The sequence below is a fragment of the Bulleidia sp. HCP3S3_C9 genome (genome assembly GCF_052064035.1).
Classification (GTDB): domain Bacteria; phylum Bacillota_I; class Bacilli_A; order Erysipelotrichales; family Erysipelotrichaceae; genus Bulleidia.
The window spans coordinates 24,374-35,405 of sequence record NZ_JBQHWJ010000020.1; the positions used below are offsets into that span (position 1 = coordinate 24,374).

Sequence of the window (11,032 nt, forward strand, 5' to 3'; positions counted from 1 at the left end):
GATGTATGGTAAAATAAACACTGGTTTTTGAAGATGAAAGGAGACTTGTATGATTGAATGTGAACATGTATACAAACAATATAAAAATGGTACAAATGCTTTGTATGATGTGAATTTTAGTGTCAAACAAGGTGAATTTGTTTATATTATTGGACCAACGGGTTCTGGTAAGTCCACGTTGATCAAATTACTGGATGGAGAAGAACTCCCAACAAAAGGTAATGTTGAAGTTGTTGGTATCAATGTTGGTGAATTGAAGAGAAAGCAAGTTCCAATTTATCGTAGAAATATTGGTGTTGTTTTCCAGGATTTTAGACTTCTTCCAACAAAGACGGTATATGAAAATATTGCCTATGCTTTAGAAGTTATCAATATGAAAAAGCCACAGATCAAAAAAAGAGTGGATGAAGTACTGGATGTCGTTTCTTTAAAAGAAAAGAAGACTTCTTTTCCACATGAATTATCTGGCGGACAGCAACAGCGTATTGCGATTGCTAGAGCGATTGCAAACCGTCCAAAGGTTTTGATTGCAGATGAACCTACAGGTAACCTTGATCCTGGAAAATCTGATCAGATTATGAATCTGCTGGAAAGAATCAACAAGCGCTATGGTACAACAATTTTGATGGTAACACATGATTTAACACTCGTGAATAAGCATCGTAAAAGAACGGTTGTCTTAGAACATGGACATATTGTTGCAGATCTTGCACAAGGAGGTTATGTTCGTCATGATCAGTAGACCAATTAAAGAAGGATTTTCAGGTGTTGGAAGACACTTAGCAATGGCAATCAGTTCTGCAATTGCGGTAACGATTACGTTATTAATTATTTCACTGTTTATTATTTTCTCTTATAACGTACAGAATTTCACAAAAAATATTGAATCTTCTATGGAAATATCTGTTATGGTCGACTACAACTATGAAGATAGTGCGAAAGAAGATGCCATTCAGAAATCCATTGAAGCAATTGATGGTGTTAAGAAAGTAACATATTCAAATAAAGATCAGGAATTTCAATACTATATTGATTCTTTTGATGATGAAAAGACAAAAGAAGCATTTGAACCATTTAAAGATGATAATCCAATGCATGATGCTTTCTATGTAGAAGCAGCCAGTGGTGATCAGATTACAGAAATTGCTTCAGAGATTCAGAAAATTGAAGGTGTTGCGGAAGTGAACTATGGTGGTCAGTCAACAGTATCTATGGTTGATACAATGGCAATGGTTCGTAAGATTGGTGGATTCTTAGTCATTGGCTTGACTCTGTTAGCCATTTTCCTGATTCAGAATACAATCAAGTTAACGATTTCTGCACGTAAAGATGAAATTACTATCATGAGAAATGTTGGTGCAACGAATTCCTTTATTCGTTCTCCATTTGTGATTGAGGGTATTATCATTGGCGTGCTTGGTTCCATTATTCCAATTGCATTAACAGTCTGGGGATATACAACATTGTATCAGCAGAGTGGTGGTATTCTTGTTTCTAACATGTTTAAGCTTGTAAAGCCAAATCCATATATTTTCTATCTGGCGGGTATTTTATTAGGCATTGGTGTAATTGTGGGATTTGTTGGATCCTTGTTGTCTGTTAACCGTTATCTGAGGTGGAAGAGATGATGAAAGTTATCAAAATATGTATTTGTGTATGTATTTCTTTTCTGTGTATTGCACGTGTTGATCGTGTGTATGCAGAAGATTATTCGAATACGGAATACTGGTCTGAAACCTGTAAAAAAGCTACAAAAGATAATCAGGAAGCCTGCAAAGGATATGCGAAGTATCTGGAAAGTAAAAAATCTGAAGCGCAGGAGCAATTGAAGAGTATTGAAGCAAAGCGTGATCAGATTGCGACAAATATTGCGGCATATGACCAGCAGGTAAAAGATCTGCAGGCAAAGATTACAGATCTGCAGACACAGATCGATGCAAAACAGGCTGAAATTGATGCGAAGCAGCTTGAAATCGATAACAAGCAGAAAGAAATTGATGCAACACAGGCACAAGTAGATGCTTTGAAAGAAAAAGTAAAAAAAAGAATGGTGAATGCGCAGTCAACCATGCGTGTATCGAAATATACAGATATTTTGATGGGTGCTTCTACATTTGAAGAATTCATTCGTATTGCCAATGGTTTGAGTTCTATTGCACAATATGATGAAAATACACTAGATCAGCTGGCAAGTTTAATTGGAAAATTAAATGATGAAAAGCAGGGACTGGAAAATGCAAAGGTAGAAATGGAAGTTGCAAAGCAGGAACTGTTGAATAAGCAAGATGATCTGGAAGCTACAAAGGCTTCTGTACAAGTCATTATTGATGAACAAGAAAAGCAGGCTGCAGAACTGGAAGCATTAGGTGATACGATTTCAGCAAATATTGACAGTATCAAGTCTGCAATTTCCAAGATTGATCTCAATGGTGTTGTTGCGGCAGAAGGATGGACAAACCCAGTGCCGGGTGCATATCGCAGTGCTGGAACATGGAATTATTCTGGCGGCGGTAAACATTTGGGATATGATTTTGCGGCAAGCCGGGGAACAAATATCTATGCGGTAGCGAATGGCGTCGTTGTAAATAGTGCGGATGGCTGTTCGTATGGTGGACTTGGTTCGACATGCCATGGAAGCGGTGGCTCCAGTGGTGGCGGCAACCAGGTATATCTAGTCGTTGCGGTAGGCGATACTTTGTACGCGGTGAAGTATCTGCATATGCAAAATGGATCACCAATCCCAACTGGTACAAAAGTTACGGGAGGAGATTACATTGGTAGAGTTGGCTCTACAGGAAACTCTTCTGGTCCGCATTGCCATATTGAAATCTTCAAGATTGGTGCGGCAAGTGACTTTGAAAGTTATGTAAGAAACTGGAATGGTGATTTAACATTTGGATGTGGCTGGGCTGGCAGCTATGATGGATATGGCAGAAGGTGTGAAGCTGGATATGGTATCCCTTGTAGAATTCGTCCAGAATCCGTATTTGGTGGTTAGTTGTGGTATGATAGGGGAGCTTTTCGATAAGCTCTCCTTTTAGATATATATATATATATAGAGGTACTTTTATGGAAGAAAATAAGACAGAAGAAAAAGAAGAATTCAAGACGATTTCTTTGAAAAAATATGTATGGCCTGATGAAGCAAAACTTAAGGCGGAAAAAGCAAAGAACAAAAAACTGAAAAGAATCATGGTTGTGGTGACAATCGTCGCTGTTCTTTTTGGATGGCTTGGCGGTTCATTGCTGCCGTATGGATTTACATCTTCTTTACGTCATATGATTGCACGTGGTACGACAATGAGTGCTTCTAAAAAGATTCAGGAAGTCATGGATATCATGGAAAACGACTGGTTTTTTGGTAGTGGAATCGATCATCTGGATGAAAGATTGACAGATCAGGCGCTTGCTGGCATCACAACAAATGATGAAGATAAGCATACTGAATATATGTCAAAAGAAGAGATGGAAGCTTTTACGCAATCCATTAATCGTGACTATGTGGGTATTGGGGTGCAGTACATTAATACAGATGGCACAAGCATCGTAGAAAAAGTGTATAAAAATACACCTGCAGAAAAAGCGGGTGTAAAACCTGGCGATATCATTCATACAGTTGATGGTGTGGATATGAGTGGAAAGACGTCCAGTGATATTAAAGAAGCTGTGCAGGGGAAAGCTGGTACAACTGTAACAATTGGTTTTATTCGTGATGGAAAGAATATTGCATTAAAGATTACACGTGAGAAAGTTGCTTCTACAGTGTATGGTGAAATGATGGGCGAAATTGCGTATCTGCAATTATATCAGTTTGGTTCATCAACACCAGAAGAAGTGAAATCCTATATGGATGATTTTGAGAATGCGAAGGGTTTGATCATTGATCTGCGTGATAATGGCGGTGGATATCTGGATTCTGTTGAAGGTGTTTCTTCTTGCTTCTTAGATAAAGGTACAACAGTCATGAAGCAGGAATATGCAGATGGTACTGTACATGAAACTGTTACGAAATCAGATAAATATTCGAATATTCAGAATATTGTCATTTTAACAAATGGAAATACAGCCAGTGCTGCAGAAGTATTAACTCTTGCATTGAAACAGCAGCGCAATGATGTGACGGTTGTTGGTACGACAACATATGGAAAAGGAACTGTGCAGGTTTCAAAGATGTTTGATGATGGCTCTGCCTTGAAATATACAACGAGTAAATGGCTGTCTCCGGATGGTACATGGGTCAATGGCGTGGGTATTACACCGGATCAGGAAGTGAAGCTGCATGATGTATTTTATAGATCATTTTCTAACATGGAGGATGATGAATCTTTTCGTGTAGATAGTGTATCTGATTCGACTGCAGACGCACAACAGTGTCTGGATTATCTGGGATATACAGTAGATCGAAAAGATGGGTATTTCTCTAGTGAGACCGGAAATGCATTGAAGCAATATAAAGAAGAACATGGCTTAAAAGTGGATGAAGTGCTAAATAAAGAAACATATGACAGCTTGCGTTCAGCAGTGATTCTGGATTGGAATACGACACATACACATGATGTACAGCTTGAAAAAGCAAAGGAGATCTTACATGGATGAACATCGCTTTGAACTTGTTTCTCCATTTTCTCCAACCGGTGATCAGCCACAGGCAATTGATGCTTTGTGTGAAGGAATCCTGGAAGGAAAAAAGGAACAGGTACTGGAAGGAGCAACAGGTACAGGTAAAACATTTACAATGGCAAATATCATTGCCAGAATGAATCGTCCTACGCTTGTGTTCTCACATAATAAAACATTGGCAGGGCAGCTGTATTCTGAATTTAAAGAATTGTTTCCGCATAATCGTGTGGAATTCTTTGTTTCTAACTTTGATTACTATCAACCGGAGGCTTATGTTCCTAAGAGTGATATGTATATTGAAAAAACAGCCGCAATCAATGAAGAGCTGGATATGTTCCGTGAATCCACTTTGAATTCTCTTCTGGAAAGAAGAGATACGATCGTTGTTGCGTCTGTTGCGTGTATTTATGCGGCAAGCGATCCTGTGGAATACAAGAATATGTTTATGACGATCCGTGTTGGAGAAACATATGATCGAAATACGTTATTGAAGAAACTTGTAGAGCTGCAATATACAAGAAATGATATGGAACAGTCTCGTGGTACGATTCGTGTCAGAGGTGATGTACTGGATCTGACACCTTCTTATACAGATCAATACAATATTCGTATTGAAATGTTTGGAGATGAAATTGATCGTATTACTGAAATTGATCCATTGACAGGAAAAACATTGAATGCCTACCAGTTCTATAACATCTTTCCAGCTTCTGGCTATGCAAGAAGCAAGGCAACGATGTTGCGAGCATGTGATGATATTGAAGCAGAGCTGGAAGAACGTTTAAAGTTTTTTAAAAACAATGATAAATTGCTGGAAGCTGAGCGTCTGGAACAAAGAACGCGTTTTGATTTAGAAGCATTAAGGGAAAATGGATACTGTGCAGGCATTGAAAACTATTCGATGCACATTGATGGCAGAAAGACTGGACAAAGACCTTGGAATCTATTTGATTATTTTCCAAAGGATTTCTTGATGTTTGTGGATGAATCTCATGTATCTTTACCGCAGGTACGTGGTATGTATAATGGAGACCGTGCTAGAAAAACAATATTAGTGGATTATGGATTCCGCTTACCAAGTGCGTTGGATAATCGTCCGATGACGTTTGATGAATTTGAAGGGATGATCAATCAGGTTGTATATTGCTCGGCAACGCCAGGAGAATATGAACTGGAAAAAGTGGACCATCAGGTCGTTGAACAGATCATTCGTCCAACGGGACTGTTGGATCCACTGATTACAGTGAAACCAACAAAGGGGCAGATTGATGATATTGCAGAGAGCTTGACAGAACGTATCAAGAGAAAAGAACGCGTTTTGATTACAACTTTAACAGTGCGTATGGCAGAAGACCTGACAGAATATCTGCAGGAAAGAGGCTTCCATATTGCGTATCTCCACCATGAAACGAAGACCTTGGAAAGAACGCAGGTCATTCAGGATCTGCGTGTTGGAAAAGTGGATGCCATTGTTGGTATTAACCTGCTGCGTGAAGGTCTGGATATTCCGGAAGTATCTTTGGTTTGTATTCTGGATGCAGATAAAGAAGGTTTCTTGCGCTCTCAGAGATCTTTGATTCAGACAATTGGTAGAGCAGCGAGAAATGCACATGGTGAAGTGTATATGTATGCGGATGTCATGACAGATTCTATGAAGTATGCGATTGAGGAAACAAACCGTCGTAGAAAAATCCAGGAAGAGTATAATACAGCACATGGCATTACACCTCACACAGTTGTGAAGAAGGTGGATGAAGTTATCCGTGGAAAAGAAACAAAACAGATGGCTGCGAAGTATATGCTGAAAAAGAATAAGACAAGCAAGAAGGATAAGGCTGCGCTGCTTGAAAATATGAGAGCTGAGATGAAGGATGCGGCTGCACATCTTGATTTTGAAAGAGCTGCGGAATTGAGGGATATGATCTATGAACTGCAGTCAGAAGATTAATTCGCAAAATAAGTAATGAGAGTGTACAATTGAAACATGATATTTGAGAGGTAATTCGCATGATTGATTATGAAAAAATAAAATCTGAAGCCGCAAAACAGATGCGGCCAAGTGGAATTCGTAAGTTTTTTGAACTTGCCAGTGAAATTCCAGATTGTATTTCCCTTGGTGTTGGTGAACCTGATTTCCAGACACCATGGTCTATTCGTGAATCAGCGATACACTCTCTAGAAATCGGCAGAACAAAATATACATCCAATGCCGGTCTGCTTCCTTTAAGAACAGAGATTACAAACTTTGTGAAAAGGAAATATGATTTGAACTATAATCCAGAAGATGTTCTTGTGACTGTTGGTGGATCGGAAGCAATTGATCTTGCCATTCGTATGCTTGTAGAAGAAGGGGATGAAGTGATCATTCCTGAACCTTGTTATGTATCCTATGAACCAATTACAACTTTAACTGGCGGGGTTCCTGTGCATATTCAATGTACAGAGGAAAATGAGTTTAGAGTAACACCAGAACAGGTTAAAGAAGCATTAACAGAGAAGACAAAGATGCTGATCTTATCGTATCCAAATAATCCAACAGGTGCTGTACTAAGACATGAAGATCTTGTTGGAATTGCGGAAGTATTGAAAGATACAGATGTTATTGTTCTTTCTGATGAAATTTATGCGGAACTTTGTTATGGCGATGAGAAATATGAATCGATTGCACATATTGAAGGAATGCATGATAGAACGATCGTTGTAAATGGCTTTTCAAAATCATTTTCTATGACTGGCTGGAGACTTGGGTATGCAATGGGACCAAAGCCATTGATTGAGACAATGACAAAGATTCATCAATCATGCATTATGTGTTCTCCAACAACATCACAATATGCTGGAATTACTGCTTTATCAAGCTGTGATGAAGAAATATTGAAGATGAAGGAAGAGTATGATTTTAGAAGAAAGTATTGTGTTAGAAAACTGAATGAGATGGGATTGCATACGTTTGAACCTAAAGGTGCGTTCTATGTATTTCCTAACATTACTTCTTCTGGTATGGATAGTGATACGTTCTGCATGGAATTATTGAAACGTAAAAATGTTGCAATCGTACCTGGTTCAGCGTTTGGTGAAAGCGGAGAAGGATTTGCGAGAATATCTTATGCATATTCCTTATCCCACTTACAGACAGCGCTTGGTAGAATTGAAGATTTCCTGCATGAAATCAAAGAGGAGAAATAAAAATGGATGCAAATAAATTAATTGAATTGCTTGTGGATGATCCACGAGCAACAGTAACAGATTTAGCTGATATATTAAATGATACAGAAGAAAATGTGGATCAGGAAATCAAAAGACTTGAAAATGAAAAGGTGATTTGTGGATTTCATACAGTCATCAACTGGGATAAGGCCAACAAAGATCATGTGGATGCAATCATTGGGGTAAAGGCATGCTCACAAAGAGGGTTTGGCTATGATAAAGTAGCTGAAAAGATTGCTCGTTTTCCAGAAGTATCTTCCTTATATTTGATGAGTGGCGGATATGAGTTCTTTGTGAATGTGAATGCGAAAACAATGCGTGAAGTTGCTGACTTCGTTGGTGAAAAATTAGCGCCAATTGAAGGTGTTTCTGGAACAATGACGATGTTTGTCTTGAAGAAGTATAAAGTGCATGGCATTGCATTTGATATGGAAAGTGAAGTAGAAGACGATCGCCAGATTGTTTCTGCTTAAGTATCATTGTGGAGTTAGGAGGAAAGATGAAACGTTATTTAGTGTTTGACTGGGGTGGAACATCTTTGAAGTATGCATATATGAGTGAGGATGGACAGATCATTCAAAAGAATAGTGTGTCTTCTCCTGCGCGTTCTGCAACAAAAGAAGAATTTTATGCAGTCTTGGATTCTGTTGTGAATCAATTTGATGATATTAGTGGAATTGCGATATCATCATCTGGCGTGATTGACAGTGAAAATGGTGTTGTTGGTGTGATTGGTGCTTTTCCTTTCTTGAATGGTGTCTGTATTGCGGAAGAATTATCTCAAAGATATAACAAAAAAGTAACAATTGAAAATGACGGGAAATGTGCCGCTTTGGCAGAACTCTGGATTGGAAATCTCAAAGATGTAGATGATGGTGCTGTCATTGTTATTGGTACAAATATTGGATGTGCCATAATATTGAATCGTAAGCTGAGAAGAGGAAAGCGATTCTTGTGTGGAGAGCTATGTGCCTGCAGTACTGATGATCAGCATTTGAATGATCCATATAGTTATGCTGGCCAGCATGGTACGCCATATTTATGCAAGATCATGCAGGAAAAAATGGGCCTGAATGATGAAATGGATGGTGTAGAAGCGTTTAATTATATTAATAATAAAGATCCAAAGGCTTTAGAAGCATTGAAAGAATATACAGATTCTTTGGCAATGATGCTGTTTAATATCAATATTTTATTAGATTTAGAGAAGATTTTGATTGGTGGTGGAATCTCTGCACAGCCTGTTTTACTGGATTCTTTAAAAAAATCAATTCGTGATATTGCGACATATCACGTAGATATTGTGAAGGGTACATATTATCCTTTACCTGTGATTGATGTATGTAGATTTCATAATGAAGCAAACTTGCTTGGTGCGCTGTATCATTTCATGTTTGAATGATCCAGATAGGAAAGACTGCTCATTAATCCAATGATGAATATCCATTCAGATAGACCTGTAATGGAAGAATATGTTAATACAAAGCAACCAGACATTGTTAAGCAAGCAATGTAGAACATGGTTGCTTTTTGTCTGTACCAGTAAAAAGCATATAAAAGATAATGTAGATATAAAAAAGCAGCTAAAGCAAAGAATAAATGAAATTGAGAAGCGATGTCTCCTGTTGCGTTATATGGTGTGATCGCAGTGAGAGTGACAAGGATGAATAATGGAATGAGTTTCTTTTTGTTAGTGATTAAATGATATAAATGTAGAAATAGTAGAATGATCCAGTACATGCAAATGATGATTGCGATGTGTTTTGTGGAGCTTTGATTTAACAAGCCGGTAAAGTTGAAAGCAATGGGATCATTGATCCACATAAAGAGTGAAAATAAAAAAAGAAATAGAATGTCTAAGATTTTTGAAAGGAAATGCATATGTTTATTGTATGCACAACAGACAAAGAAGTAAACATGACAGAATGGCTGAAATATAGTAAATTTCTTGTTTACACAAGAAGATTTATTCGGTATAATCTTATGGCGAGTGGGAAATCCGCTCCTTGCCAGTAATGGCCATAAGTCCAAAAGGAGGTGTACAAAATGAAAAAATACGAAGTCATGTACATCATCAACTCATCTGTAGAAGACGAAAAGAGAAATTCTGTCGTTGAAACAGTTGCTAACATCATCACAGAAAACGGTGGTAAGGTTAACAAGACAGATGAATGGGGTATGAGAGATTTTGCATACCGTATCGATGATATGACAAAGGGCTACTATGTAGTCGTTGCATTCGAAGCAGACAACGCATGTGTAAAGGAACTCGATCGTTTGATGGGTATCAACCAGAGCATTGTTCGTTTCATGATCACACGTGACGAAGCTTCTGCGGAGGCTAAGTAATGATCAACCGTGTCGTACTTGTTGGTAGACTTACAAAGGATGTAGAAGTTCGTAAAACACAGACAGGATTGTCTGTTGCTTCATTTACAGTAGCATGTGATAGAAGAACTTCAAGATCACAAGATGGTAACCAACAGACAGCTGATTTTATCAACTGTGTAGCATGGAGACAATCCGCTGACTTCTTAGGTCAGTATGCTAGAAAGGGTGCTCTTGTGGGCGTTGAAGGAAGAATCCAGACACGTTCTTATGATCGCCAGGACGGCACAAAGCAATACGTAACTGAAGTTCTATGTGACAATGTAAGCTTGTTAGAAAGCAAAGCACAGTCTACTGCGCGCGCTGCACAAGTTGACAATGGTTACAACAATTTCAACAACTATCAACAACCATCTTATCAGCCACAGCCTAGTGCTCCAGCTGTACAGGATGATTTCACAAGTGGAGATACATTGGATATTTCCAATGATGATCTGCCATTCTAAAAAGGAGACAAAACGATGGCATTCAGAAAACAGAGAATGGGTCGCAGAAAGGTCTGCTACTTCACAAAGAATAACATCAAGTATATTGACTATAAAGATGTTGAATTATTAAAGAAGTTCATTAGCGCTAATGGTAAGATTACACCAAGACGTGTTACTGGAACTCGTGCGAAGTATCAGAGAAAATTGGCTGTCGCTATCAAGCGTGCACGTCAGATGGCTCTGCTTCCATATATTGCTGACTAATCAGTGAATATTACGGCGCTCCAAAATTGGATGAGGTGTCAAGAAATTGATTTTCAAATAACATGAGGAATTGAAAGAATTTCAACACCTCAAACAACTTGAGCGACGAGAAGTACATATGGTGA

The 11,032-nt window shown here is 38.3% G+C and carries 12 protein-coding genes; 11 read left to right on the forward strand and 1 reads right to left on the reverse strand.

Features of this window, described 5'->3' with window-relative positions; genetic code table 11:
- Positions 1-49 precede the first annotated feature (49 nt).
- The 8 genes from ftsE to ACTND6_RS05160 all read left to right on the forward strand — a co-directional run bounded on the left by ftsE (position 50) and on the right by ACTND6_RS05160 (position 9,229).
- Entirely contained in the window at positions 50-742 is a 693-nt protein-coding gene (gene ftsE / locus ACTND6_RS05125; protein WP_178177071.1) for a cell division ATP-binding protein FtsE, read from the forward strand.
- The gene (ftsX, locus tag ACTND6_RS05130) at positions 732-1,628 is read left to right on the forward strand and encodes a permease-like cell division protein FtsX (RefSeq protein ID WP_441022504.1); all 897 of its coding nucleotides are present in this window, start codon (positions 732-734) and stop codon (positions 1,626-1,628) included. Before ftsE ends, ftsX begins: the two co-directional genes overlap by 11 nt.
- Complete coding sequence (locus ACTND6_RS05135; protein WP_441022502.1) at positions 1,628-2,998, forward strand: murein hydrolase activator EnvC family protein; 1,371 nt, start codon at positions 1,628-1,630, stop codon at positions 2,996-2,998. The genes ftsX and ACTND6_RS05135 overlap by 1 nt, the downstream gene beginning before the upstream one ends.
- 71 nt (positions 2,999-3,069) lie before the next feature.
- Positions 3,070-4,596 carry a S41 family peptidase gene (locus ACTND6_RS05140; RefSeq protein WP_441022500.1) on the forward strand — a complete coding sequence of 509 codons (1,527 nt, stop codon included), beginning with the start codon at positions 3,070-3,072 and terminating at the stop codon, positions 4,594-4,596.
- Positions 4,589-6,568 (forward strand): excinuclease ABC subunit UvrB, encoded by a 1,980-nt coding sequence (gene uvrB / locus ACTND6_RS05145; protein ID WP_178177067.1) that lies wholly within the window; start codon positions 4,589-4,591, stop codon positions 6,566-6,568. Before ACTND6_RS05140 ends, uvrB begins: the two co-directional genes overlap by 8 nt.
- Before the next feature lie 59 nt (positions 6,569-6,627).
- On the forward strand, positions 6,628-7,806 hold the full coding sequence (locus tag ACTND6_RS05150) for a pyridoxal phosphate-dependent aminotransferase (RefSeq protein ID WP_441022498.1): 1,179 nt from the start codon (positions 6,628-6,630) through the stop codon (positions 7,804-7,806).
- A gap of 2 nt (positions 7,807-7,808) precedes the next feature.
- A complete protein-coding gene (locus ACTND6_RS05155) occupies positions 7,809-8,300 on the forward strand; it encodes an Lrp/AsnC ligand binding domain-containing protein (protein ID WP_178177066.1) in 492 nt (163 codons plus the stop codon).
- 26 nt (positions 8,301-8,326) lie between these two features.
- Positions 8,327-9,229: an ROK family protein gene (locus ACTND6_RS05160; protein WP_441022496.1), complete on the forward strand. Its 903-nt coding sequence runs from the start codon at positions 8,327-8,329 to the stop codon at positions 9,227-9,229.
- Here the strand turns inward: ACTND6_RS05160 and ACTND6_RS05165 are convergent.
- On the reverse strand, positions 9,211-9,651 hold the full coding sequence (locus tag ACTND6_RS05165) for a hypothetical protein (RefSeq protein ID WP_441045065.1): 441 nt from the start codon (positions 9,649-9,651) through the stop codon (positions 9,211-9,213). The two genes, ACTND6_RS05160 and ACTND6_RS05165, sit on opposite strands and share 19 nt — an antisense overlap.
- Positions 9,652-9,873: 222 nt before the next feature.
- On the opposite strand from ACTND6_RS05165, the gene rpsF reads away from it, so the two are divergent.
- The 3 genes from rpsF to rpsR are packed head-to-tail and all read left to right on the forward strand — an operon-like array spanning position 9,874 to position 10,907.
- A complete protein-coding gene (gene rpsF / locus ACTND6_RS05170; RefSeq protein WP_178177063.1) occupies positions 9,874-10,176 on the forward strand; it encodes a 30S ribosomal protein S6 in 303 nt (100 codons plus the stop codon).
- Positions 10,176-10,661: a single-stranded DNA-binding protein gene (ssb, locus tag ACTND6_RS05175; RefSeq protein ID WP_178177062.1), complete on the forward strand. Its 486-nt coding sequence runs from the start codon at positions 10,176-10,178 to the stop codon at positions 10,659-10,661. Before rpsF ends, ssb begins: the two co-directional genes overlap by 1 nt.
- Before the next feature lie 15 nt (positions 10,662-10,676).
- Positions 10,677-10,907 (forward strand): 30S ribosomal protein S18, encoded by a 231-nt coding sequence (gene rpsR / locus ACTND6_RS05180; RefSeq protein ID WP_178177061.1) that lies wholly within the window; start codon positions 10,677-10,679, stop codon positions 10,905-10,907.
- The last annotated feature ends 125 nt before the right edge of the window (positions 10,908-11,032 follow it).

Coding starts and splice junctions, on each gene's coding strand:
- ssb (WP_178177062.1), top strand. CDS start 10,176: ATGATCAACCGTGTCGTACTTGTTGGTAGACTTACAAAGGATGTAGAA.
- ACTND6_RS05150 (WP_441022498.1), top strand. CDS start 6,628: ATGATTGATTATGAAAAAATAAAATCTGAAGCCGCAAAACAGATGCGG.
- rpsR (WP_178177061.1), top strand. CDS start 10,677: ATGGCATTCAGAAAACAGAGAATGGGTCGCAGAAAGGTCTGCTACTTC.
- ACTND6_RS05165 (WP_441045065.1), bottom strand. CDS start 9,651: ATGTGGATCAATGATCCCATTGCTTTCAACTTTACCGGCTTGTTAAAT.
- ACTND6_RS05140 (WP_441022500.1), top strand. CDS start 3,070: ATGGAAGAAAATAAGACAGAAGAAAAAGAAGAATTCAAGACGATTTCT.
- ftsX (WP_441022504.1), top strand. CDS start 732: ATGATCAGTAGACCAATTAAAGAAGGATTTTCAGGTGTTGGAAGACAC.
- ACTND6_RS05135 (WP_441022502.1), top strand. CDS start 1,628: ATGAAAGTTATCAAAATATGTATTTGTGTATGTATTTCTTTTCTGTGT.
- uvrB (WP_178177067.1), top strand. CDS start 4,589: ATGGATGAACATCGCTTTGAACTTGTTTCTCCATTTTCTCCAACCGGT.
- ACTND6_RS05160 (WP_441022496.1), top strand. CDS start 8,327: ATGAAACGTTATTTAGTGTTTGACTGGGGTGGAACATCTTTGAAGTAT.
- ftsE (WP_178177071.1), top strand. CDS start 50: ATGATTGAATGTGAACATGTATACAAACAATATAAAAATGGTACAAAT.
- ACTND6_RS05155 (WP_178177066.1), top strand. CDS start 7,809: ATGGATGCAAATAAATTAATTGAATTGCTTGTGGATGATCCACGAGCA.
- rpsF (WP_178177063.1), top strand. CDS start 9,874: ATGAAAAAATACGAAGTCATGTACATCATCAACTCATCTGTAGAAGAC.